Source organism: Novosphingobium guangzhouense (genome assembly GCF_002896965.1).
GTDB lineage: Bacteria > Pseudomonadota > Alphaproteobacteria > Sphingomonadales > Sphingomonadaceae > Novosphingobium > Novosphingobium guangzhouense.
In genome coordinates this window covers 64,884-89,882 of the sequence record NZ_LYMM01000027.1, presented here as the reverse complement: position 1 = coordinate 89,882, position 24,999 = coordinate 64,884, and the positions used below count along the sequence as shown (strand labels likewise).

General features: G+C 65.0%; 23 protein-coding genes. 14 read left to right on the top strand and 9 right to left on the bottom strand.

The annotated features are described in order from the left end of the window. Positions 1-19 precede the first annotated feature (19 nt). Both A8V01_RS08610 and A8V01_RS08605 read left to right on the top strand, forming a co-directional pair. Positions 20-1,324: an NtaA/DmoA family FMN-dependent monooxygenase gene (locus A8V01_RS08610; protein ID WP_103095508.1), complete on the top strand. Its 1,305-nt coding sequence runs from the start codon at positions 20-22 to the stop codon at positions 1,322-1,324. Further along, a complete protein-coding gene (locus A8V01_RS08605) occupies positions 1,324-2,490 on the top strand; it encodes an alpha-hydroxy acid oxidase (RefSeq protein ID WP_103095507.1) in 1,167 nt (388 codons plus the stop codon). The genes A8V01_RS08610 and A8V01_RS08605 overlap by 1 nt, the downstream gene beginning before the upstream one ends. Here the strand turns inward: A8V01_RS08605 and malQ are convergent. From malQ to A8V01_RS08585, 4 genes are all read right to left on the bottom strand, one after another. Then, positions 2,480-4,474 carry a 4-alpha-glucanotransferase gene (gene malQ, locus A8V01_RS08600; protein ID WP_103095506.1) on the bottom strand — a complete coding sequence of 665 codons (1,995 nt, stop codon included), beginning with the start codon at positions 4,472-4,474 and terminating at the stop codon, positions 2,480-2,482. The genes A8V01_RS08605 and malQ overlap by 11 nt on opposite strands. 190 nt (positions 4,475-4,664) lie before the next feature. Beyond that, positions 4,665-5,192 (bottom strand): molybdenum cofactor biosynthesis protein B, encoded by a 528-nt coding sequence (gene moaB, locus A8V01_RS08595; RefSeq protein WP_103095505.1) that lies wholly within the window; start codon positions 5,190-5,192, stop codon positions 4,665-4,667. After that, the gene (locus A8V01_RS08590) at positions 5,176-6,954 is read right to left on the bottom strand and encodes a lytic transglycosylase domain-containing protein (RefSeq protein ID WP_211294991.1); all 1,779 of its coding nucleotides are present in this window, start codon (positions 6,952-6,954) and stop codon (positions 5,176-5,178) included. Before A8V01_RS08590 ends, moaB begins: the two co-directional genes overlap by 17 nt. 68 nt (positions 6,955-7,022) lie before the next feature. Next, entirely contained in the window at positions 7,023-7,769 is a 747-nt protein-coding gene (locus A8V01_RS08585) for a uracil-DNA glycosylase family protein (protein ID WP_245892391.1), read from the bottom strand. 92 nt (positions 7,770-7,861) lie between these two features. Between A8V01_RS08585 and A8V01_RS08580 the strand changes: the two genes are divergently transcribed. The 7 genes from A8V01_RS08580 to A8V01_RS08550 all read left to right on the top strand — a co-directional run bounded on the left by A8V01_RS08580 (position 7,862) and on the right by A8V01_RS08550 (position 16,285). Beyond that, positions 7,862-9,511 (top strand): electron transfer flavoprotein-ubiquinone oxidoreductase, encoded by a 1,650-nt coding sequence (locus A8V01_RS08580; RefSeq protein WP_103095503.1) that lies wholly within the window; start codon positions 7,862-7,864, stop codon positions 9,509-9,511. A 94-nt stretch (positions 9,512-9,605) separates the two neighbouring features. Continuing rightward, positions 9,606-10,427, top strand: coding sequence for a 4-(cytidine 5'-diphospho)-2-C-methyl-D-erythritol kinase (locus A8V01_RS08575; RefSeq protein WP_103095532.1), 822 nt, complete (start codon positions 9,606-9,608; stop codon positions 10,425-10,427). Positions 10,428-10,458: 31 nt separating this feature from the next. Beyond that, positions 10,459-11,181 carry an N-formylglutamate amidohydrolase gene (locus A8V01_RS08570; protein WP_211294990.1) on the top strand — a complete coding sequence of 241 codons (723 nt, stop codon included), beginning with the start codon at positions 10,459-10,461 and terminating at the stop codon, positions 11,179-11,181. A gap of 105 nt (positions 11,182-11,286) precedes the next feature. Continuing rightward, positions 11,287-13,143: a dihydroxy-acid dehydratase gene (ilvD, locus tag A8V01_RS08565; protein WP_103095501.1), complete on the top strand. Its 1,857-nt coding sequence runs from the start codon at positions 11,287-11,289 to the stop codon at positions 13,141-13,143. An 83-nt stretch (positions 13,144-13,226) separates the two neighbouring features. Beyond that, positions 13,227-13,601, top strand: coding sequence for a hypothetical protein (locus A8V01_RS08560; RefSeq protein WP_103095500.1), 375 nt, complete (start codon positions 13,227-13,229; stop codon positions 13,599-13,601). Continuing rightward, positions 13,588-14,985 (top strand): NAD(P)H-hydrate dehydratase, encoded by a 1,398-nt coding sequence (locus A8V01_RS08555; RefSeq protein WP_103095499.1) that lies wholly within the window; start codon positions 13,588-13,590, stop codon positions 14,983-14,985. The genes A8V01_RS08560 and A8V01_RS08555 overlap by 14 nt, the downstream gene beginning before the upstream one ends. Positions 14,986-15,025: 40 nt before the next feature. After that, positions 15,026-16,285, top strand: coding sequence for a class I SAM-dependent RNA methyltransferase (locus A8V01_RS08550; RefSeq protein ID WP_103095531.1), 1,260 nt, complete (start codon positions 15,026-15,028; stop codon positions 16,283-16,285). Between the two features lie 9 nt (positions 16,286-16,294). On the opposite strand, the gene A8V01_RS08545 is transcribed toward A8V01_RS08550, so the two are convergent. The 5 genes from A8V01_RS08545 to A8V01_RS08525 all read right to left on the bottom strand — a co-directional run bounded on the left by A8V01_RS08545 (position 16,295) and on the right by A8V01_RS08525 (position 19,853). Then, on the bottom strand, positions 16,295-16,555 hold the full coding sequence (locus A8V01_RS08545) for a hypothetical protein (protein WP_103095498.1): 261 nt from the start codon (positions 16,553-16,555) through the stop codon (positions 16,295-16,297). Positions 16,556-16,576: 21 nt separating this feature from the next. After that, a complete protein-coding gene (locus A8V01_RS08540) occupies positions 16,577-16,801 on the bottom strand; it encodes a hypothetical protein (protein WP_103095497.1) in 225 nt (74 codons plus the stop codon). A gap of 89 nt (positions 16,802-16,890) precedes the next feature. After that, positions 16,891-17,859 carry a threonine ammonia-lyase gene (locus tag A8V01_RS08535; RefSeq protein ID WP_103095496.1) on the bottom strand — a complete coding sequence of 323 codons (969 nt, stop codon included), beginning with the start codon at positions 17,857-17,859 and terminating at the stop codon, positions 16,891-16,893. Positions 17,860-17,965: 106 nt separating this feature from the next. Further along, positions 17,966-18,607: a class I SAM-dependent methyltransferase gene (locus A8V01_RS08530; protein ID WP_103095495.1), complete on the bottom strand. Its 642-nt coding sequence runs from the start codon at positions 18,605-18,607 to the stop codon at positions 17,966-17,968. 19 nt (positions 18,608-18,626) lie between these two features. Further along, complete coding sequence (locus A8V01_RS08525) at positions 18,627-19,853, bottom strand: BtaA family protein (RefSeq protein WP_103095494.1); 1,227 nt, start codon at positions 19,851-19,853, stop codon at positions 18,627-18,629. A gap of 271 nt (positions 19,854-20,124) precedes the next feature. On the opposite strand from A8V01_RS08525, the gene A8V01_RS08520 reads away from it, so the two are divergent. From A8V01_RS08520 to A8V01_RS08500, 5 genes are all read left to right on the top strand, one after another. Next, positions 20,125-21,336 (top strand): saccharopine dehydrogenase family protein, encoded by a 1,212-nt coding sequence (locus A8V01_RS08520; protein ID WP_103095530.1) that lies wholly within the window; start codon positions 20,125-20,127, stop codon positions 21,334-21,336. Beyond that, positions 21,336-21,764 (top strand): hypothetical protein, encoded by a 429-nt coding sequence (locus A8V01_RS08515; protein ID WP_103095493.1) that lies wholly within the window; start codon positions 21,336-21,338, stop codon positions 21,762-21,764. The genes A8V01_RS08520 and A8V01_RS08515 overlap by 1 nt, the downstream gene beginning before the upstream one ends. Before the next feature lie 4 nt (positions 21,765-21,768). Next, positions 21,769-22,119: a DMT family protein gene (locus A8V01_RS08510; RefSeq protein WP_008828838.1), complete on the top strand. Its 351-nt coding sequence runs from the start codon at positions 21,769-21,771 to the stop codon at positions 22,117-22,119. 12 nt (positions 22,120-22,131) lie between these two features. Then, a complete protein-coding gene (locus tag A8V01_RS08505) occupies positions 22,132-23,310 on the top strand; it encodes a carboxynorspermidine decarboxylase (RefSeq protein ID WP_103095492.1) in 1,179 nt (392 codons plus the stop codon). Between the two features lie 414 nt (positions 23,311-23,724). Then, positions 23,725-24,948: a type III PLP-dependent enzyme gene (locus A8V01_RS08500; protein WP_103095491.1), complete on the top strand. Its 1,224-nt coding sequence runs from the start codon at positions 23,725-23,727 to the stop codon at positions 24,946-24,948. Positions 24,949-24,999 lie beyond the last annotated feature (51 nt).

Below are 24,999 nucleotides of genomic sequence, written 5' to 3'. Positions count from 1 at the left end.
AGGCAGGAGAGGCACAGGCATGAGCAAGCATATCCATCTGGTCAGCTTCCTGATCAATTCGCCCATCAACCACACCGTCCTGAGCTGGGCGCAGCCGGGCGATAACCGTCTCGATGCGCTGCACGATCTGCGGTTGTGGCAAGATCTGGCGCGAACGCTGGAGCGCGGTCGTTTCGACGGCATGTTCTTTGCGGATACGCCCGGTGTCTTCGATCGCTATCGCGACAGTCATGAAGACGCCGTGAAGTACGGCGTGTGCTGGCCTTCGCTCGACCCCGTGGTGCTGCTTTCTGCTCTGGCCGCCGCGACCACACATCTGGGGCTGGCGACGACGATGTCGACCAGCGCGTACCAGCCGTGGACCATCGTGCGGCAACTGGGCACCATCGATTATCTTTCCGGCGGGCGCGTCGGCTGGAACATCGTCACCGGCCACTTGCGGGGGGAGCACCGGGCGCTTGGCCTTCAGCAGCTTGACCACGATCGCCGTTATGACCGTGCCGATGAGTATATGGAGGTCTGCTACAAGCTGTGGAACTCCGTAAAGCCGGGTGCGATCCTTGCAGATCGGGAGGCGGGGGTCTTCGCGGACCCGGCAAAAGTTGAATTCATCGATCATGCGGGAGAATTCTTTTCCTGCCAGACCGTAGCACCGGTGCCGCCTTCGCCGCAGGGGCATCCGGTGCTGTTCCAGGCCGGCAGTTCCGGGCGCGGGCAGCAGTTCGCGGTTAGCCACGCCGATGTCGTGTTTTCCATCCAGCCCAACATCGCGGGCATGAAGCGCTTCATGGCCAATCTGGCCGAGGCCGCGCAGGCGGCGGGCAAGGTAACCCCCGGCGTCAGCTTCGGCATCCAGCCCATCGTCGGCGGGACCGAGGAAGAGGCGAAGCGCAAGCTTGCCGATCTGGTCGAAAAGCTGCCCATTGATGGCTGCCTTGCTCGGCTTTCGGGCACGATGGGGGTGGACTTCGCCGGGATGGACCTTGATCAGCCGCTGGCCGAGATCGAGACGCAGGCCTCGCAAGGGCTCATGAAAGCGTTCGCGAATATCGAGGGTGACCGGCCGCTTACCTTGCGTGAAGTAGCGATCCGCTGGGGCCTTGCGGTGGGCAAGCCGCAGATCGTCGGCACGCCGGAGCAGGTGGCCTCCGAAATGGAGCGCGTCTGGCGCGAAACGGGGTGCTACGGCTATAACGTGACCCCGACGGTCATGGCCAGTTCGGTCACCGATTTCGTCAATGAGGTGGTTCCCATCCTGCAACGCAACGGGGTCTACCGCACCGAATACGAGGGCAAGACCTTTCGCGAAAACCTTGGCCTGTGATGGGTGGCATCGCCGGCAAGGCGCATAATATTGCGCAAGTGCGGGCGCTGGCGAAGCGTCGTTTGCCACGCGCCATATGGGAATTCATTGAACGCGGGACCGAGGATGACCTGCTGATCGAACGCAACGTCGCGGCACTGCAAGCGGTGCAACTGCTGCCGCGCACCTTGCGCGATGTCGAGCGGCGTTCGGCCGGGATCGAACTGTTCGGCCGCCGCCAGCCTCTGCCGCTGGTGATTGCGCCGACAGGGGTGTCGGATCTTCTTTGGCACCGGGGCGAACGGGCTATCGCGCGCGCGGCTGCCTCAGCCGGCATACCCTTTACGCAGACGACGAGTTCCACCACGAGTTTTGGCGATATCGCCCGGTGTGCCTCATCCGGTCACTGGATGCAGATGTACCTGTGGGAACGGCGGGACCTGTCATGGCAGGTGGTGGAAGCCGCGCAGGCCAGCGGTGCGGAAGTGCTGGTGCTGACGGTCGATACGCCGATGTGGCCGCTACGCGAGTTCAACCGGCGGGCGGGCATGTCCAACCCGGTGCGGCCGAACGCCACGCTCGTAACGGATTTCCTGAAGCGGCCGTCATGGTTCGTCTCGGTGATTTGCCGGTATTATCTTGAGGGCGGCTTGCCGCAGTTCGCCAATTATCCGCAGGAGGTCGGCGGCAAGCTGACCGGTACCGTCAGCCGCGTGGCGAACTCCGCCTCGGTGTGCTGGGACGATGTGGCGCAACTGCGCCGCCGCTGGCCGGGAAGGCTGGTGCTGAAGGGTGTGCTTAGCGCCGAGGATGCGCGCATGGCGCTGGATTACGGCGTAGATGGTATCGCGGTGTCGAACCACGGCGGGCGCAACTTCGACAGCTCTCCGCCCGCGATCGACGTGCTGGCAGGCATTGTCGATGCGGTGGGAGACCGCACGACCGTACTGTTCGACAGTGGTGTGCGGCGAGGGGCAGATGTGCTGAAAGCGCTGGCAATCGGCGCGAAGGCAGTGTTGGTAGGCCGCGCGACCCTTTATGGCTGCGCTGCGGGCGGAGAGGCCGGCGCGCGCCATGCGATCGACCTGCTGGCCAACGAAATCGACATTGCGATGGCGATGATCGGCGTAACGGCGATGGAGCAACTCGATCGCAGCTACCTTATGCCCGGCACATTCAGGGCGTAGCTCCTGCCTTTCGTGCTTCATCCAGCGTACTCACCCGATCAGCCGTCGCCGGATCGTCCAGCAGTTGCGACAGCGGGGCGTCCAGGCGGCGGCGCCAGTTGGGGTGTTCCGCGATTGTCCCCGGCAGGTTCGGCTGCTCGGGTTCCGCCAACAGATCTTCCAGCGGCACGATAGCAAGGTCGCAAGGTGTGCTACCGATATGGCGCAAGGCTGCCTGTACCACCGGCGCAGTATCTTCCGGTCGGGGGCGAACGGCGGAATCGTGCGTCAGCGAAGCCCAGAGCAATCCGCGATCCCACGCCCGCCGGGCCTCTGCCTGCTCCATCGTCGTGCCATCGGGCAGGCGGCTCAATTGCTGTGCCCATTGCAAGTCGCGCCCGCTCCACCAGCCTGCCACTGTGGCCGTATCGTGAGTGCCGGTCATTGCCACCGCCTGCGGATCGTAATCCGCCGCGCCAATGAATCCGTCGTCGGCCGCACGCTCAAACCACAAGACGCGCATCCCCAGCATGCCGTGCCCGGTGATGGCTGGGCCGAATCCGTGCGGCATCGTGCCAAGATCCTCTGCCACGATCAGCGCACCTGCGAGATGCGCCTCCAGCGTGACCAGGCGGACGAGGTCGGCGAAGGGGTAGTGCAGGTAGGCGCCTGCACTGGAGGGCTGGCCTTCGGGCACTACCCATAGCCGGGCAAGGCCGAAGGCATGATCGATGCGCAAGGCCCCTGCGGTGGAAAGCGCTGCACGGATCGTGGCGATCCATGGCGCGTAGCCGCTGCGGGCAAGGCCGCGCGGGGAAAACCCGGTGAGCATCCAGTTCTGGCCCAGCGGACCCAGCGGATCAGGCGGAGCGCCGATCGTCAGGCCCTGCAGCAGCACATCGCCCATGCTCCATGCGTCGGCTCCGCCGGTGTGCACACCGACCGCAAGGTCTGCCAGCAGCCCTACGGCCATTCCCGCAGTTCGTGCGCGATGCTGGACCAGCGCCAGACTTTCGCGCGCCAGCCATTGGGTGAAAAGGTGGAATTCCACTTCGGCGGCATTGTCGCGCGCGAAGGCGGCAACTGCTTCTCCATCCGGATCGCGCAGTTCCGGGGGCCACTGCTGCCACCCTGCGGCGCCCTCTGCCCGCAGGCGCACGTCTATCGCGTCGTAGATCGCCTGACGGATCAAGCCTTCGCCTTGTGCGGCATTGTCGCGAGCGATCCGGGCCCGCGTCGGTTCGTCAAGCCCTGCGAACGTGGCGCGCAACTGTTCGAGGCGGCGGGGCAACGCCTCTTCCCAATCGATCAGCGGGCCATCGCCCTGCGGGTCATCCGGTAACGGAGGTAGCCCGACCAGCGCAGGGTCACCCATCGCACCGTTGAGATAAAGGCGGCTCGACGGAGAATAGGGGCTGAAATCACGACCGTAGCCGGCGAAAAGCGCATGGACCGGATTGATCGCCAGCGCGTCTGCGCCTTTCCCGGCAAAGAGGTCTACGGCCTCGGCCAGTTCTGCGAAGTTTCCGAAAGGGTGGGCGCGCTTACCGCGCAGGGCGGGTATCTGGACCGCCGGCCCCCAGATACGCTCCTTGCCGAGCGAGGCGAGGGTGGGGCATGATCGCGGCGCGACTGCCAGCGTAAAGGCGTGGCCGTTGACCGAGACGGGGTAGTAACCCGGCGTGTCGATCGGCGGCAGAGTCCAGCTTGCGGTGTCCAGGCGCTTCGCAGAGCCGTCCGGCAGGGTGATTTCCGCGTTGGCCAACGCTTTGGGCAAATGTGTTTCGGAGCCAACCTCGGTGACGAGCATCGCAGGCGGTTCGGCATCTTCAAACTCCACCCGCGCAAGGCTGGCAGTGGTCTGTGCGGCAGTTTCAGCGGGGTAGCCGAGCGCTGCGGCTATCGCGCGCAACGACGCATCGGATATTACGTGTTCCCTGCCGTCGACGTCCCACCAGATGCGTTGCAGGCCGATCGCCTGAGCAAGTGCGTGCAATTCCTGCATCCGTGCGAAGGCTCCTCGCTGACGGGTGGCAGGCTAGCGCGCGCGAAGGGCGGCGGCAATTGCCCCCGCAACCTTTTGCCCGAAGGAAAGGCTGCAGACTTATCCCTGCGGATACACAGGGTATACTCAGGCTATCCCGGATTTATCCACAAGCTTGCCCTCAGTCGTCCAGTTGAGACTGGCCGCCGCCTCAGCTTTCCAGAAGGCGGGGCATGAGTTCCACGAAGTTGCAGGGGCGATTGCGGCTGTCGAGTTGTTCGGCAAGGATACCGTCCCACCCGTCCTTCACCGCGCCGTTCGATCCGGGCAGCGCGAACACGTAGGTGCCGCGCGCGACAACGGCCATGGCGCGGCTCTGCACCGTGGATGTGCCGATGGTCTTGTAGCTGAGCCAGCGGAACAGTTCGCCAAAGCCGGGAATCTCGCGCCCGCCCAGCATGCCGAGGGCTTCGGGCGTGACGTCGCGGCCGGTCAGCCCGGTGCCACCGGTGGAAACGATCGCGTCGACTTGCGGGTCGTCGATCCACTGGCCGAACAGCGCTGCAATCTGCCCTGCATCGTCACGCTGGATCGTGCGGTGTACCAGCGTATGCCCGGCACCGACGATGCGCTGGGCAAGGATGTCGCCCGAAGTGTCGTTGGCGGCGGTGCGGGTGTCGGAAACGGTAAGCAGTGCGATGTTGATCGGTTTGAAGATACGTTCAGGGTCGATGGCCACGCACGATTGCTCCATTAGCGGCCATGCGCACGCCTTCCGATCCGGCAAGGCCGGGGAAGGTCGGCCACATGCCCTGTACGAGTTCCATGCGGCTTTCGGACGCGCCGCCGGCCTGGCGTTCATACATCCAGTAATTGCGCATGACGATGTTCACGTAGCCGCGCGTCTCCCAGTAGGGGAGCGATTCGATCCACAGCAGCGGATCGCCCTGGCTGTTCACCTCGGTGTTCCAACGGCGCACCGGCAGCGGCCCTGCATTGTAGGCCGCCATGACCTTGGGCAGCAGACCCTGTGTGCCCGGATCGTTTTTCAGCGCCTCAAGATGGCGCTGGCCGAAGGCGAGGTTGACCTCGGGCTTGTTGAGGTCGGAGGCGTTGCCGGAATAGCCTAGCGAGCCCGCGTGATCCTGCGCGGCAGCGGGCATGATCTGCATCAGGCCGCGCGCTCCTGCCGGGCTGACGACGCTGGCGCGGAACACCGATTCCTGCAGCGCATGGGCATAGACCAGCGCGGGATCGACCTTCCAGCCGCCCACCGGGGTCCACTTTGGCGTTGGAAAGCGCGTGGCAGGTTCGGGCTTGCCGCCGTAGGGCGCATTGTAGGCCATCCACAGCTGCGTGCCCGGCAAGCCGAGATCGCGGGCAAGGCGGGTCAGCGGGGCGTACTGGGAAGCATCGCCGATGCGGGCCTGATGGCGCAACACTTCGTCGGCAAGCCCATCCTTGCCGATCTCCGCCAGTTCGACGGCGGCACGCACGTTCGGGCTGGCGCGCAGCTGCTGCCAGTCGGCCTGCGTAAAGTCGGCCGCAGCGTGCTGTTCAGGCAGTTTGAGGCCCAGCTGTTCAGCGGCCAGCATGCCATAGAGAGTCTCGTCGCGCGCGGCGGCAAGGCGCAGCGCGGCGCTGGCCTGCTCGGGCTTGCGGCAGCGCACCAGCGAACGGCTGTTCCAGTAATGCGCAGCCGCCGTCAGTTCGGCATTGTCCGAAGACCGTGCGGCCTTGGCGAAAGCATCGGAGGCACCGTCGCAGTCGCCCAGGCGCCATGCGGCGAGCCCGGCGGTCCACCATGCCTCCCCGACCCAGGGGCCCTGGCCCAGTGCCGCGATCTGCGCCATCTGGTAGGCGTTGGCGTCCTGGTTCTCGATGTAGAAGCTCCAGGCAACCTTCTGCCGCCACTCTGCCTGCGAAGAGGGCGAGAGGTTGGCGTCGATCCCGTCAAGCAGCAGACGCGCGCCCATCGGATCGTCGTTCTTGATGCGATCGTTAATGCCGTTGGCGATGCCTGCGGGCATCGTGCCGTCATCGATCGATGAGGGGCGCACGCGCTTGGCGATGGTGGGCAGGCGGGCGAAACTCTGCTCGCTGGGCAGCGAGGGAACACTGGTGGCGCCGCGCTTGAGCGCCAGGCGGCTGATCTGGTCCGCGCCCGGCAGTTCGGTGCCTTGCGAAAGCCAGTTCTGCAGGTCGTTCAGTTCGATCTTGGGCGAACCGGCGGCGAGGTAGTATTCGGCGCGGGCCTGTTGGTGCAGCGGGCCGTCGGGACGATCGGCCAGCATCTTGCGCACGGTCGACCAGTCCTTGGCGTCGATCGCGTCGAACATCGCCTTGTAGTAGGTCCGGTCGTCCTGGCTGAGCAGTGAGGGAACGGCAGTACGGTCGGCGCGGGTGCGGAAATAGTCCACTGCCGCGCTGTTGGCGAAGGCGGGCGCTGCAGACACGCAGGCAGCGATGCACGCGCCCGTAACCAGTCCGGCCCTGATAATTCGTTTCAAAGGTATTCCCCGCGATCCTATGCGATTCACCTGCTCCGACCGACCGGCGGCCGCGCCTCTCAGGCGGCGGTCCATTCCAGCCAGGCCCTCCACAGCACCGGCTTTGCCCGCGGTTGCGCAAGCAAGGCATCAAGCGCCCATGAGGCGAGTAGGGGTATCGAGCCCCCTTCATGATCGAAAGTCCTTAACATGGCAGGGCGATGCGGCGATTCGTGGCCGATAAGCGGCAGGACGTTTCCGCCAAGGACAAACAGCCGATTCGGCCCCACCAAACTCACGTGATGCCTGAGAACCTGGCCGATTCCACGCTCCCCCATCGCCGCCCAGTTGGCACCGGGAGTATGGCGGGGAAGGGCGCTGGCAAGGTAAACGTCCTCGCGCTTTGTGCCGCAGGCGAAGAGGATCGCGTCGAGCAGCTTTCCGTGCTGGCCGGACAGCAGGGTTTCCCCGTCTTCTGCTTCGGGTTGCTCGACCACGATCATCAGGTCCGCACCGGCTTTGCCTTGCGGTGCAACGCGGGCCGCAGGGCCGCCTTCGCAGAGCAGCGGTTCGGTCAGCCACCATGGCGTAAAGGCCGCAAGGTCGGCCGGCAGGCTGGCCGGGTCGAGCTTTGCAGGCGGGGGCGGCGCATCCGGGTCCGGTTTTGGCTCCGGGCGACGGCGGGGCGCCGGTGTTCCTTCATCTTCAGGCGGCGCGAGCCATTCCACGGGCTCGTCGAGAAAGTCGGAATCGACCCCGGCGTCCCGCCACCAGTCGAGCGCACCTGTGATATCGTCCAGAAATTGCGGATTTGGCGATTGATCCATCGCGCGGGTCTTGACCTGACGCGCGGGAGCAATCAAGGCATTCGTGTATTTTAATCGCTCGACTAAACACGAAAAGATTGCACGGGGCTTCCATGATCGAACGCGAAGAGATGCCTTACGACGTTGTCGTCGTGGGCGGTGGACCTGCCGGACTCGCAACTGCGATCCGGCTCAAGCAGGTGGACCCGGAACTGCAGGTCTGCGTGCTTGAGAAGGGTTCCGAGATCGGCGCGCACATTCTTTCGGGCGCGACGATTGATCCCAAGGCGCTCGACGAACTGCTGCCGACCTGGCGCGAAGACGGCTGCCCGCTGGCGGAAACGCCAGTTACCGACAATTGGCACTGGCACCTGACGAAGAAGGGCAAGTTCTCCCTTCCGCACATCATCCAGCCGCCCTTCATGTCGAACAAGGGCAACTACACCGGCTCGCTGGGCAACCTGTGCCGGTGGCTGGCCGAACAGGCCGAAGCGCTTGAGATCGAAATTTTCCCCGGCTTCCCGGCAGCCGAAATCCTTTATGACGATGCAGGCGCGGTGATCGGCGTGCAGACCGGCGACATGGGCGTCGACCGCGAGGGTAATCCCAAAGGCGACTATCAGCCCGGCATGAACCTGCTGGGCAAGTACACCGTGTTCTGCGAAGGCGCGCGCGGCCATCTGACCAAGCGCCTGAAGGCGAAGTACGACCTTGAAGCGAATTGCCAGCCGCAGATCTACGGCATCGGCATCAAGGAACTGTGGGACATCCCGGCGGACAAGCACGTCCCCGGCCGCGTGATCCACACGCAGGGCTGGCCGATGAGCGAGAACGACGCCTGGGGCGGCGGCTTCCTGTACCATCAGGCGAACAACCAGGTTGCGCTCGGCTTCGTGACGGCACTCGATTACAAGAACCCGTACATCTATCCGTTCGAGGAATTCCAGCGCTGGAAGCAGCACCCGGAAATCCGCGCCATCCTCGAAGGCGGCAAGCGCGTGGCCTATGGCGCGCGCGCGATCAACGAAGGCGGCTGGCAGTCGGTCCCGCAGCTGGCCTTCCCCGGCGGCGTGCTGGCGGGCTGCTCGGCAGGCTTCGTCAACGTGCCGCGCATCAAGGGCACGCACACCGCGATGAAAAGCGGCATGCTGGCAGCCGAATCCATCGCCGCCGCCATCAAGGCCGGGCGCGAGCAGGACACCCTGCAGGAATACGACGACGCAGTGCGCTCCAGCTGGATCGCCAAGGAACTGAAGCTCGTCCAGAACGCAGAGCCCATGGTGGCGAAGTGGGGGGGCGAACTGGGCACCATCCTTGCGGGTGCCGACATGTGGCTGCGTACGCTGTTCGGCTTCGGCCTCGCCAAGCCGATGAAGCACCACACCGACGCCAGCGAAACGCAGCGCGCCGATCTTTACAAGCCGATCGCCTATCCCAAGCCGGACGGCGTCATCAGCTTCGATCGTCTGACCAGCGTGTCGTATTCGTTCACCAACCATGAAGAAGACCAGCCGGTCCACCTCAAGCTGAAGGATCCCTCGATCCCTACGCAAGTGAACTTGCCGGTCTATGCCGGACCCGAAGCGCGCTATTGCCCGGCCGGGGTCTATGAATTTGTCGATGCCGACGGTTCCGGGCCGAAGCTGCAGATCAACGCGCAGAACTGCGTCCACTGCAAGACCTGCGACATCAAGGACCCGACTCAGAACATCGAATGGGTCACGCCGGAAGGTGGCGGCGGACCCAACTATCCGAACATGTGACGTGCAAAGGGGAGGCATCGCCTCCCCTTTCTCGTTCCGCCGCACCCTGCGTCACACCTTGCCTCCCGCCCGCCGCCGCGCCATGGACGGGGCGATGCTGACCGAAACTGCCTACGCCAAGATCAACCTTGCGCTCCACGTCCGCCGCCGCCGTGAGGACGGGTATCACGAACTGGAAACCCTGTTTGCCTTCGTCGACGACGGCGACCGGCTGTGTGCGTCGCCGGCCGGGGCAGACTGGCTTGCCACGCATGGAGAATTCGCGGGGAAGATCGACGATCCGTTCGGCAATATCGTCGCCAAGGCGCTGACCGCACTGCCGCATGGCGCCGGGTGGTCGGTCGATCTTGAAAAGCGCCTGCCCGTTGCGGCGGGGCTTGGCGGCGGCTCTGCTGACGCGGGCGCGGTGTTCCGCATGGTCGAAGGCGCGCATGGCCTGCCTGACGACTGGCGGGACCGCGCGGCAAGGCTCGGGGCGGACGTGCCGGCCTGCGTCCTGTCCACCACCTGCATCGGCACCGGCACCGGCACGGACCTGCAACCGGTAGAGAGCGACCTTGCGGGCACCCCGGTACTGCTGGTCAACCCGCGCGTGGGAGTGCCCACGGGGCCGGTGTTCAAGGCGTGGGACGGCGTCGATCGTGGCGGAATGCCGGATTTCGGGCAGACTGGCTCCGTCCGGCGGATCGCGATGGAGGGCCGCAACGACCTTGAGGCTCCGGCCATCGCGATCTGCCCCGAAGTGGCGGATGTGCTGGCGGCGCTGCAGGATACTGCCCCGTTCCTTGCGCGCATGTCCGGTTCGGGGGGCACGTGCTTTGCGCTCTATGAAACCGGGGCGCAATTGCAGGCAGCGTGGGATAAGCTGGCGGATAGTCAACCGGGCTGGTGGAAAATGCAGGGCAAGTTGCGCTAAGGCGTAAATGCGCAACGATCGGAGGTTACACTTGGAAACCGAGTTCCACCGCCTGCTCGGCACGCCCGTGACCGGCGGGGTGCTGGTCGTATCCGACCATGCATCCAACCGCGTGCCTGACGATATCGATCTTGGCATCGATGCCGCGCTGCTGGACGAACACATCGCGATCGACATCGGCGTGGCTGCCATCGGCGCGCGCATGGTCGAAGCAGGCACCGCCGCATGGCTGGGCAACGTCAGCCGCCTTGTGTGCGACTTCAATCGCACGTACGACGTTCCCGGCATGATGCCCGAGATCAGCGACGGCCATGCGATACCCGGCAACATGCTGACCCCGCAGGAGCGGCAGGCGCGGGTGGACCGGTTCTTCGATCCCTACCACGCGGCGCTGGCCGCACAGCTCGCACAGACTCCCCCGGCGCTGATCCTGTCGCTGCACAGCTTCACCCCCGGCCTTGCCACCTGCACCCGCCCGCGCCCGTGGCAGGTGGGCGTGCTCTATAACGAGGATGAACGCGCCGCGCGCATCGCCATTCCCTGGCTTGAGGCGCAGGGCTTCGTCACCGGCGATCAGGAGCCCTATTCGGGCAAGCTGCTCAACGCATCGATGAACCGCCATGCAGAACCGAACGGGTTGCCCTACCTCAGCATAGAGATCCGGCAGGATCTCATCGCCGAGGAAGCAGGGCAGGAGGAATGGGCGCGCGTGATGACAGGCCTGTGCCGTGAAGTCGTGGGCAAGCTGAAATGAAATAAAGTTTCTGAAACCAGCGTTGAATTGAAATCAATCACCGTGTAGGGGCGGCTCCAGCCAGCGCGAAAAACCCGCGCACCCATGACGTTTGGAGTTCCCACGATGCCCGCCCTTCGTTCACGCACCTCGACTCACGGCCGCAACATGGCGGGCGCGCGCGGGCTCTGGCGCGCGACGGGGATGAAGGACGGCGATTTCGGCAAGCCGATCATCGCGGTGGTGAACTCGTTCACGCAGTTCGTGCCCGGCCACGTCCACCTCAAGGATCTGGGCCAGCTGGTCGCGCGCGAGATCGAGGCCGCGGGCGGCGTCGCCAAGGAATTCAACACCATCGCGGTCGATGACGGTATCGCCATGGGCCACGACGGCATGCTCTATTCGCTGCCCAGCCGCGATCTTATTGCCGACAGCGTGGAATACATGGTCAACGCCCATTGTGCCGACGCCATGGTCTGCATCTCCAACTGCGACAAGATCACGCCCGGCATGCTGATGGCCGCAATGCGTATCAACATCCCGGTCGTGTTCGTTTCGGGCGGTCCGATGGAGGCCGGCAAGGTCGTGCTGCGCGGCAAGGAGCATGCGCTCGATCTGGTTGATGCGATGGTTGCGGCTGCTGACGAAAGCTACACCGACGAGGAAGTGAAGGCGATCGAGCGTTCGGCCTGTCCGACCTGCGGTTCGTGCTCGGGGATGTTCACCGCCAATTCGATGAACTGCCTCACCGAAGCGCTGGGCCTTTCGCTGCCGGGCAACGGTTCGACGCTGGCAACCCACTCTGACCGCGAGCGCCTGTTCCTGGAAGCGGGCCGCGTCGCGGTGGACATGTGCCAGCGCTATTACGAGCAGGACGACGCATCCGTGCTGCCGCGCAGCATCGCCAGCTTCAAGGCGTTCGAGAATGCGATGAGCCTTGATATCGCGATGGGCGGTTCGACCAACACGGTGCTACACCTGCTGGCCGCCGCGCATGAGGCGGGCGTGGATTTCACCATGGCCGACATCGACCGTCTCAGCCGTCAGGTGCCGTGTCTGTCTAAGGTCGCCCCGGCCAAGGCCGATGTCCACATGGAGGACGTTCACCGCGCAGGCGGCATTTACGCGATCCTTGGCCAGCTGGAGCGGGCAGGGCTGCTGCACACCGACCTGCCGACCGTGCACAGCCGCACGCTGGGTGAGGCGATCGAACGCTGGGACACCAGCCGCACCACCGAGGCTTCGGTGCAGGAATTCTACAAGGCCGCGCCTGGCGGCGTACCGACGCAGACGGCCTTCAGCCAGTCGGCGCGCTGGAAGGAACTTGACCTCGACCGCGAGAACGGCGTCATCCGCAGCAAGGAGCACGCCTTCAGCCAGGACGGCGGCATTGCGGTGCTCTACGGCAATATCGCGCGCGATGGATGCATCGTGAAGACGGCGGGCGTGGACGAAAGCATCCTCAAGTTCACCGGCACCGCGCGGGTCTACGAATCGCAGGACGCAGCGGTCGCGGGCATTCTTGGCGGCGAAGTCGTGGCGGAAACCGTGGTGGTCATCCGTTACGAAGGGCCGCGCGGCGGTCCGGGTATGCAGGAAATGCTCTACCCCACCAGCTACCTCAAGTCGAAGGGGCTGGGGAAGGCCTGCGCCCTGCTGACCGACGGGCGTTTTTCGGGCGGCACTTCGGGCCTTTCGATCGGTCATGCTTCGCCCGAAGCAGCCGAAGGCGGCGAGATCGGCCTTGTCGAGAACGGCGATACCATCGAAATCGACATCCCCGGCCGTACCATCAACCTGATGATTTCGGACGAGGTCATGGCGCACCGCCGCTCGCAACAGGAAGCCCGCGGTGCCGATGCATGGTCGCCGGTTCACCCGCGCCCGCGCAAGGTTTCGGCCGCGCTGCAGGCCTATGCGGCGATGACCACCAGCGCTTCGAAGGGCGCCGTGCGCGACGTTACCCAGCTGAAGCGCGGATAATGGCTGGCGGGGGGAGGGGCATCCTTCCCCCTGCTGCTTGAGCAGGCCCGGAGCCTCGCGCTTGCCTGTGCGTTGGCAGAGGCATGACCTGCCCTATATATTCCCGGCTCGCGCCGCTGGCCTGCCTCGCCATCCTTGCCGCCTGTTCGGGGGAGAAGGAGCCGGGGCCCGTCGATATCGCGCGTGAACATATCGACTGTGCAGTTGGCGGTGCGCCCGAACTCAAGCCCGCCTGTTCGGTCGAACGGATCGAGAAGGGCGGCAGGCTCACCCTGATCGTGCACCACCCGGATGGTGCCTATCGCCGTTTTGCAGTGAAGAAGGACGGCAGCGGGGTTACCACGCTGGACAGCGCCACGCCGCCGCGGGTACGCTTGGCGGGAGACCGGCTCGACGTTCTCGTCGGGACCGACCGCTACCTTTTTCCCGCGACGGTGAAGCCAGATGCCCCACGATAGCCAGATCCTTGCCGCCAACCAGATGCGCGATGCCGAACAGGCGCTGATCGACGCCGGTGCCAGCGTCGATGCGCTGATGCAGGTTGCGGGGCGGGGCGCTGCCGAATGGGTCTGGCGCATGGCGGGGCACCGCCGGGTGACGGTGCTGTGCGGCCCCGGCAACAATGGCGGCGACGGCTACGTCCTTGCAGAGGCTATCCGTGAACGGGGCGGCCACGCCCGCGTCGTCGCCGCTGCAGAGCCTGCCACCGACGCTTGCCGCAAGGCGCGTGCGCTGTTCGGCGGCGAAGTGCTTGGCCCCGATGCGGACGCGACCGGCGACGTGCTGGTCGACTGTCTGTTCGGCACCGGGCTGACACGGCCCCTGTCGGCTGAACATGCAGAGCTGCTCAACCGGCTGGCCGCCGCGCATCAGCGGCTGGTGGCAGTTGATCTGCCAAGCGGAGTGCAGTCCGACTCCGGGATGCTGCTTAACGAACGGCTGCCGGTCTACGATTTGACGATCGCGCTGGGGGCGTGGAAGTTCGCGCATTTCCTGATGCCTGCCAGTGCCCGGATGGGGCGCTTGCAACGCGTGCCGATCGGTGTGGGTGCGGTGCCGGGCGCGGCGCTGGCGATCGCAAAGCCACAGGTTCAGGCGCCAACGGCGGACGCGCACAAATACCGGCGCGGGCTGCTTGCTGTGGTCGGCGGGGCGATGCCGGGTGCGGCGGTGCTTGCCGGGATCGCGGCGCAGCGGGCCGGGGCGGGTTATGTGAAGCTCTTCGCCGAAAGCAAGCGCAACGTGCCCGCCGACCTCGTGGTCGATCAGGGTCACCTCAGTGACGTTCTTGTCGATGACCGCAACACGGCGGTGCTGGTCGGCCCCGGCCTTGGTCGCGACGGCACCGCGCGTGAACGGCTGGCGGTGGCGCTGGCGGACGCGGTGCCGGTGGTGATCGACGCCGATGCGCTGGTGCTGCTGGCTCCGCGCCATCTGGCAGAGCGCGACGCCGCCGTCATCGCCACTCCGCATGAAGGCGAACTGGTGGCGCTGGAGCGGGCCTTCGACCTCGACGGCGCAGGCACGCGGCCCGAACGCGCGCTGGCGCTGGCGGCGGCAAGCGGGATGGTCGTCGTCGCCAAAGGGCCGGACACCGTGGTCGCCGCGCCGGATGGCCGGATCGCCTGCGCCGCGCGGGCAAGCCCGTGGCTCTCCACCGCAGGCACCGGGGACGTGCTGGCAGGCGTGATCGCCAGCCGCGTGGCGACCGGTCGCGATGCTTTCGATGCGGCCTGCGAAGGAGTGTGGCTTCATGGCGAGGCGGCGCGGCTTTGCCCGCCTGCCTTCACGGCGGGGCAACTGGCCGAGGCGGTGCCGCTGGCGCTGGCGGAATGTCTGTAACTTGCAGGCGGGCACGCCCACGGGCATAGGCGCGAGCGCCATGACCGAATCCGAGGAAATCCTGCGCATCGCCTCCAAGGGCGATGGCGTCACCGCGTCCGGCCGCTTCGCCTGGGGCGCCGCGCCCGGCGACAAGCTGCGCATCGACGACACGCTTGAATGGGGGCCGCACCACGTCGAGCCGCCGTGTCGCCACTTCGGCAGCTGCGGCGGGTGCCAGTTGCAGCAACTGGACGAGGAGAGCCTGACAGCTTTCGTCGAAGGCCGCGTCGCCAATGCGTCGGCTTCGCAGGAACTGGGGGCCGAAGTGCTTGCCCCGCCGCACCTTTCGCCGCCGCATTCGCGCCGCCGCGCCTCGCTGCGCGCGGAAAGTTCGGGCGGGCGCGTGGTGATCGGCTTTCGCGAGGCGAAGTCGCACCGGCTGGTCGAGCTGGAGGAGTGCCCGGTCCTGGTGCCGGAAATCGTGGCGCTGCTTGGCCCCTTGCGCAAGCTGCTCATCACGATGGGCAAGGCTGCTCCGGTCAAGAAGGGCCGCCACGGCAAACCCGCGCCGGGCAAGGTGCAGGCGCGCATGGCCGCCGACATCGAGATGACGCTGGTGGATCAGGGCATCGACCTTGGCGTCAAGGGCCTGACCGCAGAAGGGCTTGCCGCGACCGAGGCGATGCTGGACTTCGCGCGCGAACACAAGCTGGCGCGCCTGACGATGGACGGCGGCTATGGCTTTGAAACGGTATGGGAGCCGGTGCCGGTCACGGTGACCCTTGGAGGCGTGAAAGTGCCGTTTCCGCCGGGCACGTTCCTGCAGGCGACGCTGGATGGCGAGGAGGCGCTGGTGGGCGCCGCGCGCGAATGGCTGGCGGGCGCGCCCACGGTGGCTGACCTGTTTTCCGGCCTTGGCACGTTCGCGTTCGCGCTGGCCGGGCCGGAAACGAAAGTGCTGGCGGCAGAAGCCGCGCGCGACGTTCATTTTGCCTGCAAGGCGGGTGCGGACCGTGCGCAGCTGCCCGTCTTCAGCGTCCACCGCGACTTGTTCCGCAACCCGTTGCAGCCGGACGAACTGAGCCGCTTTGCCGCCGTGGTCCTCGATCCGCCGCGCGCCGGCGCGCGCGAGCAGGTGGAATGCATCGCCGATTCCACCGTGTCCCGCGTGGTCTATGTCAGCTGCAACCCGTCAAGCTGGTCGCGCGATGCCGCGCGGCTGGTGGAGGCGGGCTTCCGGCTGGTGGAATTGCGGCCGGTCGGCCAGTTCCGCTGGTCCACCCATGTGGAACTGGCGAGCTATTTCGTGCGGGATTGAAGCGGGGCCTTAAAGCCCCGCCGCCTTTTCCATCATTTCCATGAAGTCACGCGCGACGTTGCGTTCGTCCTCGTTTTCGAACGCGACGTCGAGGTCGGGCGCGGCGCCAAGGATGTGCATCAGCGCCCACAGCGCAAAGCGGCGGCCCTTGTCCTGTTCCATCCCGAAATCGACTTTCATCCGCTCCACCCCGGCTTCAAGCCCGGCAGGGGTGACGGTGGAAAGGTCGTCGGTGGCGAAGTAGCGGCGCAGCTGGTCGTCTAAATCCATGGCGCGGTTTCTAGCAGGCGTTCAGCGGCGGTTCCAGCCACAGCACCCGCAGAATACCGGATAGGCCGCGGCGCCCCAAGCGCTGGCGATGAAGCCGAGGAAGAATACGCTCCAGCCCAGGCCCCAGTTTTCGGCCATTACCACGTCCGCCAGCGCCGCCAGCGTGATGCAGATGAAGAACAGCTCCACCCCGATGAAGACGATCTTGAACGGCTTCAGGGCGTGGACGGGCATTCCCTTGTCCATCGCGATACTCCCGACACATCATGCCGATATACAGGGAACATATCGCGCAATCCCTGCCGGTTCCATCGGGAGTTTGCGGGTGGCTCCGTTCAATCCTGGGACGAAAGCACCTGTGCGAACGCGGCCGCATCGGTGTTGCCGCCGGAAAGAATTACCGCGCTGCGTTCGCCCAGTTCGACCTTGCCCGCCAACACTGCCGCCAGCGCCGCCGCGCCGCCGGGCTCCAGCACCAGCCGCAGCTTCGCAAAGGCAAGCCGCTGCGCGGCGCGAACTTCGGCCGGAGTGGCGACTACGCCGAACGGGCAGCGCTCTTTAAGGATCGCGAAGTTGATCGGCCATGTGCCCGGCGTCTGCAGTGCGTCGCAAGGCGTGGGCGGCGCATCGGGACCGACGCGCCGGATCTCTCCACTGGCAAGGCTGCGGCACACATCGTCCCAGCCTTCGGGTTCGACCGGCACGATCCGCGCATCGGGGCAGGCGAGGGCAAGGCCCGCCGTCAGTCCGCCACCGCCGCAGGGGGCGACGATCAGATCCGGCCCGGCGAGCCCCTGTTCGGCCAGCTGCGCGGTAATCTCGATCGCGGTGGAACCCTGACCTTCGATGATCCACGGATCGGCATAGGCGTGGACAAGCGTGGCGCCGCGCTCCGCGCAGAGGCGCTGGGAAACTTCATCGCGATCCTCGCCGCCGGGGCGGTCGTAAAGCACCACTTCGGCGCCCAGCGCGCGGGTATTGGCCAGCTTCACTTCGGGCGCATCAACCGGCATGACGATCGCCGCGCTGATGCCCAGCCGCCGCGCGGCCCAGGCCACGCCCTGCGCATGGTTCCCGCTGGAGACGCCGACGACGCCACGCGCGCGTTCTTCTTGCGAAAGGGCGCTGAGACGATGCCAGGCGCCACGGATCTTGAAGGCGCCCACCGGCTGCAGGCTTTCCGCCTTGCACCAGATCGTGCGCCCATCGACATCAAGCGGCAGCAGCGGCGTGCGGGGAAGAATCTCGGCCACCTTGCGGGCGGCGAGGGCGATGCCTTCGGGCGTGGGGGTGCGCAGGGTCATGGGCGCGGTGTTAGACGCGCGCCGGACGGCAGCAAACCCCCGCTGTTTCAGAAAATGAAGCCCGGCAGCGGAATGGCTGGGTGGCTAAAACCTTCTGAGAGCGAAGTCATATTCGTGCGAGGCGCACCATCTGGTAGTAGCCGAAAGGTCCACGGCGATGTTCCAGCGTTAGGCCGTGTTCGTCGGCGACGCGCCCGGCCACTTCCGCAAGGTCCAGCCTGGGGGTGACATGGAACTTCGCCAGCCAGCCCAGCAGGCCCTTGCGTAGCGGTAAGGGCAGGCCCGCGCAGTCTCCGAAATCGACCACGTGCAAGGCCCCGCGCGGCGCCAGCGTAACGGCAGCCTGCGACAGTGCGGCCTGCCAGTCCGGGATCATCGAGACGGCGTAGGACAGCATGACCCGCTCGAAACCCTCGCGTCCCAGCAGCGTCCCGGCGTCGAAGCGGGTCGCGTCGCCCAGCGCCAGCGTGCCGCCGGTGCCCAGCGTCTTGCGCGCGGCGGCCAGCATCTCGCTGGAGATGTCCAGCCCGAACAGCCGCACCCCGCGCCAGGTCTTGCCGACATGCGCAAGGTTGCGCCCGGTGCCGCAGCCGATTTCCAGCACGGCCATGCCGGGCTTGGCATCCAGTTCGTTGATCAGTCGGTCGCGCCCGAACAGGTAGTATTTGCGCGTCAGGTCGTAGATCGGGCGCTGCCAGCGATAGATGCTGTCCATCAGCGCGGCATGGTTCTGTGCGGTGGAGGCCATCTGGAAGCGGTTCCCCGGATCAGCCGTTGAAAGCGTAGAGGTGGACGCCGCCATAGATCGAAGAACGATCCGCCCGCGTCGCGGCTTGCGATTCTTCGACGCGGTAGGTCCAGCGATCGAGAATGGCGTCGGGCACCCGGCCCGGCAGCAGCGAGGGTTCGGCGGCGGTGCGGAACAGCACCCGCGCGCCCGGCTTTGCGGTGCGGGTGATCTCGGCCCACAATTCGGTCAGCTGCGCGTCGGTCATCCAGTCCTGTGCATCGAGCAGGACGTAGCGGTCGTAGCTGGCAGCGTCCGCGGCGGCGAGGACGTGAGTGAAGTTGGCATGGCGCAGGTCCAGCCGGTCAAGCCGTTCGCGTACCAGGGGCAGGTTGGCTTCCTGCAGGTACGGGGGCAGGGGCGCTTCCACGCCCTTGCCGTACCCGCGCGAGAATGCCTGCCAGGCAAAGTAGTTGTCGTTGACCGGGAAGTGGCAGGCCAGCTTTTCCAGCCGGCCGCGCAGCACGTCGGCCATGGACTGGCCGCCTGCAAGCGCATCGTACTGCGCCGGCGGGATGCCAAGGCCGAACAGCGATGCAGGGTGCTTGGTCAGCCAGCGCACGAAGCGGCGCTCGAACACGGGGGCGAAGCGCTCGTCGAAGATGCGGCGCTGTTCCTCCATCGAAGCGGCGTCGAGAATCTCGGCCGGGTTGACCCTGTGCAACCGGGCGATGACATGCGCCGCGCCGATGAAGCCGCCAAGCAGGCCGTGACGATAGACGCCGCGCGTGAATGCTCCGATGCGGCGACGGCCCACGAGGTCGCGGCCTTCCCAGTAACGGCGGGTCGCTTCGTCAAGATGAGGAGCCAGACGTTCGCGATACAGCGCAACGTTCTCCGCGCGGTCGGCCTCAGCGATGAAGCGGCGCACTTCGGCGTGGCTGAGATGGCGCACCGCGGCGTGCTTGAGGTTGTTGAGCGCGATGTGCGCGGTGTTGAGGTCCACCACGGTGATATGCGCCGGGTTCGCCGTGAGGTACGACAGCGCGTTGCAGCCGCCGCTGGCGATGGTGATGATGCGGCTGTCCGGCGTGATCTCCATCGCCGTCATGTCGGCAACCGGGTCTTCCCAGATCTGGGCATAGACAAGGCCCTTGAAAGCCATGGCGAAGGCCTTGTCGAGCAGCTTGCTCTTGCGCGAGGCTTCGTCGCGGACGACCGCGTTCTCGATCAGATTGGAACGGGGGCCGGAAAGAGGGCGCGTCATGGAACTGGCTCCTGCGAAGGGATGCGGCGCGAATGACACCGTGCAGTGACCGGGTGATGACGGCTTGAAGGCGGTTTGTGACAGCCGGGCTGGGCCGTGCGTCTTTGCGGGCGCGTCGTGTGGCGCTAGGGTGCCTCTGAGTGCGCTTGGGGTATCGTTGTGTACACCTTGGGTGCGGTTGTGTGCCGCACAGTTGAGTTGTCACAGAACGGCCCTATATGGCGCGCTTTCGATTGGCCCCCGGGGCCTCTAGGTCCAAGGAGACAGGTTGGTGAGCAAGGTTCTGGTGATCGGCGCAGGTGGCGTCGGCTCGGTTGCGGTTCACAAGATGGCGATGAACCCCGACATCTTCCCGGACATCCATCTGGCCAGCCGCACCGTCTCGAAGTGCGAAGCGATCGCCGAATCGGTCAAGGCGCGCACGGGCGTGACGATCTCCACTTATGCCATCGACGCTGACGACGTGGAGGCGACCTCGGCGCTGATCCGCAGCATCGGCCCGAAGCTGGTGGTCAATCTTGCCCTGCCTTATCAAGACCTTGCGATCATGGATGCCTGCCTTGCGACCGGCACGCACTACATGGACACCGCGAACTACGAGCCCAAGGATGTGGCCAAGTTCGAATATCACTGGCAGTGGGCCTACCAGGAACGCTTCAAGGAAGCGGGCCTGATGGCGCTGCTCGGTTCGGGCTTCGATCCGGGCGTCACCAGCGTCTTCGCGATGTGGCTCAAGAAGCACAAGTTGAAGACCATCCGCACGCTCGACATTCTCGACTGCAACGGCGGTGACCACGGACAGGCCTTCGCGACGAACTTCAACCCGGAGATCAACATCCGCGAAGTGACCGCGCCCGCCCGCCACTGGGAGAACGGCGACTTCGTCGAAACCCCGGCGATGGGCAAGAAGGTCAGCTTCGACTTCGAGGGCGTTGGCCCGAAGAACATGTACATGATGTACCACGAAGAGCTTGAAAGCCTTGCGAAATTCATCCCCGAGATGGAACGCGGCCGCTTCTGGATGACCTTCGGCGATGCCTATATCCAGCACCTCACCGTGCTGCAGAACGTGGGTATGACCCGCATTGATCCGGTGATCTACAACGGCGTGGAAATCGTGCCGCTGCAGTTCCTCAAGGCCGTGCTGCCTGAACCCGCCTCGCTTGGCGCCACGACCAAGGGCAAGACCAACATCGGCGATATCGCGACCGGCGAAGCGCTCGACGGTTCGGGTGAAAAGACGTTCTACATCAAGAACATCTGTGACCATGAAGATGCTTACGCAGAAACCGGCAACCAGGCCGTCAGCTACACCACCGGCGTACCGGCGATGATCGGTGCCGCCATGGTCATGACCGGCGCGTGGTCGGGTGAGGGTGTCTTCAACATGGAACAGTTCGATCCCGATCCCTTCATGGACATGCTCAACAAGCATGGCCTGCCGTGGACCGTCGAGGAACTGTCGGAGCCGCTGCCGTTCTGATGGGCGGCCGCTCACGCCTCCTGTACCTTTCCGCGCTGGGTGCGCTCTCGCTTGGCGGCTGCACGCCCGGCGAGGCGCCTGCGCCGCAACCGGTGGCACCCGCGGTACCGGCAGGTCCTGCAGAGCCCGCAGGCAACCAGTCCTACGCGCGCGACATGAGCGCTGCGGACAAGGCAGCCTGCGTCTCCGGCGGTGGCACCGCGCAGCGGCGCGGGATGCTGGGCATGGAGATGTGCGTGCATCCTTATGCGGATGCGGGCAGACAGTGCAGCGATTCCGCGCAATGTGAAGGCAAGTGCGTTGGCAGCGCGGGCTCCGTTTCGCCGGACAAGGCGGCGACCGGGCAGTGCCAGGCCGATGACCGGCTATTCGGCTGTTATGCAGAGGTCAAGGGCGGCAAGGCAGCCTACGCGATCTGCGTCGACTGATCCGATGAACTGGTCCTTTGTTGCGCCCGTGGCTTTGCTGGCGGGCTCCAACCTGTTCATGAATACCGCATGGTATCTTCATCTCAAGGTGCCGGGAAAGGCGCTGTGGGTGGCGATCGCCATGAGTTGGGGCATCGCATTCTTCGAATATTGCCTTGCGGTTCCGGCGAACCGGATCGGCAGTTCTGCTTATTCGCTCGGCCAGCTCAAGGTCATGCAGGAAGCGTTTTCGCTGCTGGGCTTCGTGCTGGTAGCCTGGGCGCTGTTCGGGCAGAAGCCGGGCTGGAACGAGATCGTCGGCTTCTGCCTTGTCGGGGCAGGGGCGTGGTTCATCTTCAAAGGCCCGCTGGGCTAGGGAACTGATACAATGGAAACCAGAGCCGGCGATCCGGGCGCATTTGCGAACTTCGACCTTTCGCGTGTCGATAGCCCTGCTTTCGTGGTCGATGCTGCCAAGCTGCGCTCCAACCTGCGCATTTTGAGCGAGATCGGCGAACAGTCCGGTGCCAAGGTGCTGTCCGCGCTGAAGGCGTTCTCGATGTGGTCGACTGCACCGATCGTGGGAGAATATCTCGACGGCGTTTGCACGTCGGGCCTGTGGGAAGCGCGCCTTGCCTCGGAGTTCTACGACGGCGAGATCGCAACCTATTGCGCGGCCTACAAGGCAGAGGACATGGACGAAATCCTGCGCCTTTCCGACCACGTGATCTTCAATTCGCCAGCACAGATCGAACGCTTCTGGCCCTTCATCGAAGGCGCGCGCGCGCGCGGCGAGAGCTTCGATATCGGGTTGCGCGTCAATCCGCTGCACCCCGAAGGCGAAGTGCCCAAATACGACCCGAGCGCGCCGCATTCGCGCCTGGGCTTCCCTATCGATCAGCTGACCGAGGATCATGTCGGACTGATAGATGGCATCCATTTTCACAATTTGTGCGAGCAGGATTTCGAGCCGCTGCAGCGGACCTGGGACAAGGTGTTCGATTTCCTCGAACCGTTCTTCGGGCAGCTCAAATGGATCAATATCGGTGGCGGCCATCATGTTACCCGCGCTGACTACCAGCGCGAGGAACTGATCGAATTCCTGGCCGACATGGCCGAGGATACCGGCGCGGAAATCTATATCGAACCGGGCGAGGCAGTGGCGCTGGATGCCGGAATTCTTGTCGGCACAGTGCTGGACGTGGGCTGGAACGGCATGCCTGTGGCCATCGTCGATATTTCCGCAACCTGTCACATGCCCGACGTAATCGAGGCGCCCTATCGCCCCGCGCTGCTGGGCGAGCGCAGCGAAGACGAGGGTGAGGCGGTACGCCTTGGCGGTCCGTCGTGCCTGGCAGGCGACGTCATTGGCGACTATGTGCTTCCGACCGATCCCGAAGCCGGCCAGCGTTTCGCGTTTCTCGATCAGGCGCATTACTCGATGGTCAAGACGACGACCTTCAACGGCGTACCGTTGCCGTCGATCTGGCTGTGGGACTCGGAAACCGACTCGCTCGAATGCATCCGCAAGTTCGATTATGAGGATTTCCGAGGGCGTTTGAGCTGACCCCCGGAGTTGTGCGGATATGTGAATTAAGGACGATACGGGCAGGGTGCCTGCTACCGTCAAGCTGCCCATCGCACAGCTGATGCAGTCAGGCCCGTTTCAACGATTCGGCGCGGATCGTTTGATTGTCGTGTCGCGTTGCAAACGATGACCAGGATGAACGGGCCGTCGCGGAACCGTCATCCCAGCGCAACGGAGTGGATCGATGCAAGATGTTGCAGGAAAAGGGAAAAATTTTTGCTGCGGCCGCAGTGTCCGTTACAGTGTCGTCTCGTGTGACGTTTTTGTGAAGGCGCCTGTTTTTTTCTTGCGATTCGCCCGCTGAGCCCTATATCCCGCCCCTCGCTGCCCCATGGGGACTTCCAAACCGCAAGGCAGCTTTGTCGTTAACACACCGTTTGGGGGTCCCTTGAGTTGCACGCATTCCTCGACGCACCGGCCGTAGCGCGCACCCTCGCGCCTGACGAACCAGTCATCCTGAACCGCCCGCATGCTGCGGCGCGCGCTGCCCGTTTCTTCGCCACGAAGTTTCCGGGCAAGTCGCTCTATGCGGTTAAGGCGAACCCGTCGCCCGACCTCGTTCAGATCCTCTGGGACAACGGCATCACGCACTACGACGTAGCTTCGATTGCCGAAGTGCGCATGGTGCGCGGGGTTCTGCCTGACGCAACCCTGTGCTTCATGCATCCGGTCAAGACCGCAAGCGCGATCCGCGAAGCCTACTTCAAGCATGGCGTGCGCACCTTCAGCCTCGACACGATCGAGGAGGTCGAGAAGATCGTCGAAGCGACCACCGACGCTGAAGGTAACCGGGCTACGGACCTGCGTCTTTGCGTGCGCCTGCGTGTATCGTCCGAATATTCGGAACTGAGCCTCGCCTCTAAGTTCGGCGTTGACGTTGCGGATGCGGGCGAACTGCTTCAGGCCACTCGCCAGGTCGCTGACTGGCTGGGCGTTTGCTTCCACGTCGGCTCGCAGGCCATGACGCCTTTCGCCTATGTGCAGGCGCTTGAGCGTGCACGCGCCGCCATTGCGGCAGCTGGCGTGGTTATCGACATGGTCGATGTCGGTGGAGGTTTCCCTTCCTCGTATCCGGGCATGGAACCGCCGCCGCTGGAAGATTACTTCGCGATCATCCATCGCCACTTCGAAGCGCTACCGATCGCCTACAACGCTGAGTTGTGGTGCGAGCCCGGTCGCGCGCTGTCGGCCGAATACAACTCGCTGATCGTCAAGGTCGAGAAACGTCGCGGCGACGAACTCTACATCAATGACGGTGCCTATGGCGCGCTTTACGATGCGGCACACGTTGCATGGCGTTTCCCGGTTAAGGCGATCGGCCGCGTTGACAAGCATGGGGATGCAGAGCGTTCGTCGGAACTGAAGGAATTTTCCTTCTACGGCCCGACCTGTGACGATGCTGACTTCATGGAAGGCCCGTTCCTGCTTCCGGCCGACATCAAGGCGGGGGACTGGATCGAAGTGGGCATGCTGGGTGCCTATGGTGCCGCAATGCGCACGGCCTTCAACGGCTTTGGTGGCGGAGAAGTTGTTCTGGCTCAGGACGAACCGATGGCAAGCCTCTACACCGGCCGCAAGGATCCGCGGGTTTCAGACAACGTGGTGTCGCTGCGCTGAGCCGCATCCCATTCGAATAACGAGAGGCCCCCGGAACCCATGGTTCCGGGG

Excerpts from the sequence above, each read along its gene's own strand:
- A8V01_RS08555 (WP_103095499.1), top strand. The coding sequence starts at position 13,588 with ATGCCCCACGATAGCCAGATCCTTGCCGCCAACCAGATGCGCGATGCC.
- A8V01_RS08550 (WP_103095531.1), top strand. The coding sequence starts at position 15,026 with ATGACCGAATCCGAGGAAATCCTGCGCATCGCCTCCAAGGGCGATGGC.
- A8V01_RS08535 (WP_103095496.1), bottom strand. The coding sequence starts at position 17,859 with ATGACCCTGCGCACCCCCACGCCCGAAGGCATCGCCCTCGCCGCCCGC.
- A8V01_RS08605 (WP_103095507.1), top strand. The coding sequence starts at position 1,324 with ATGGGTGGCATCGCCGGCAAGGCGCATAATATTGCGCAAGTGCGGGCG.
- A8V01_RS08575 (WP_103095532.1), top strand. The coding sequence starts at position 9,606 with ATGCTGACCGAAACTGCCTACGCCAAGATCAACCTTGCGCTCCACGTC.
- A8V01_RS08610 (WP_103095508.1), top strand. The coding sequence starts at position 20 with ATGAGCAAGCATATCCATCTGGTCAGCTTCCTGATCAATTCGCCCATC.
- A8V01_RS08545 (WP_103095498.1), bottom strand. The coding sequence starts at position 16,555 with ATGGATTTAGACGACCAGCTGCGCCGCTACTTCGCCACCGACGACCTT.
- A8V01_RS08505 (WP_103095492.1), top strand. The coding sequence starts at position 22,132 with ATGGAAACCAGAGCCGGCGATCCGGGCGCATTTGCGAACTTCGACCTT.
- ilvD (WP_103095501.1), top strand. The coding sequence starts at position 11,287 with ATGCCCGCCCTTCGTTCACGCACCTCGACTCACGGCCGCAACATGGCG.
- A8V01_RS08510 (WP_008828838.1), top strand. The coding sequence starts at position 21,769 with ATGAACTGGTCCTTTGTTGCGCCCGTGGCTTTGCTGGCGGGCTCCAAC.
- malQ (WP_103095506.1), bottom strand. The coding sequence starts at position 4,474 with ATGCAGGAATTGCACGCACTTGCTCAGGCGATCGGCCTGCAACGCATC.
- A8V01_RS08580 (WP_103095503.1), top strand. The coding sequence starts at position 7,862 with ATGATCGAACGCGAAGAGATGCCTTACGACGTTGTCGTCGTGGGCGGT.
- A8V01_RS08530 (WP_103095495.1), bottom strand. The coding sequence starts at position 18,607 with ATGGCCTCCACCGCACAGAACCATGCCGCGCTGATGGACAGCATCTAT.
- A8V01_RS08560 (WP_103095500.1), top strand. The coding sequence starts at position 13,227 with ATGACCTGCCCTATATATTCCCGGCTCGCGCCGCTGGCCTGCCTCGCC.
- A8V01_RS08525 (WP_103095494.1), bottom strand. The coding sequence starts at position 19,853 with ATGACGCGCCCTCTTTCCGGCCCCCGTTCCAATCTGATCGAGAACGCG.
- A8V01_RS08540 (WP_103095497.1), bottom strand. The coding sequence starts at position 16,801 with ATGGACAAGGGAATGCCCGTCCACGCCCTGAAGCCGTTCAAGATCGTC.
- A8V01_RS08515 (WP_103095493.1), top strand. The coding sequence starts at position 21,336 with ATGGGCGGCCGCTCACGCCTCCTGTACCTTTCCGCGCTGGGTGCGCTC.
- A8V01_RS08585 (WP_245892391.1), bottom strand. The coding sequence starts at position 7,769 with ATGGATCAATCGCCAAATCCGCAATTTCTGGACGATATCACAGGTGCG.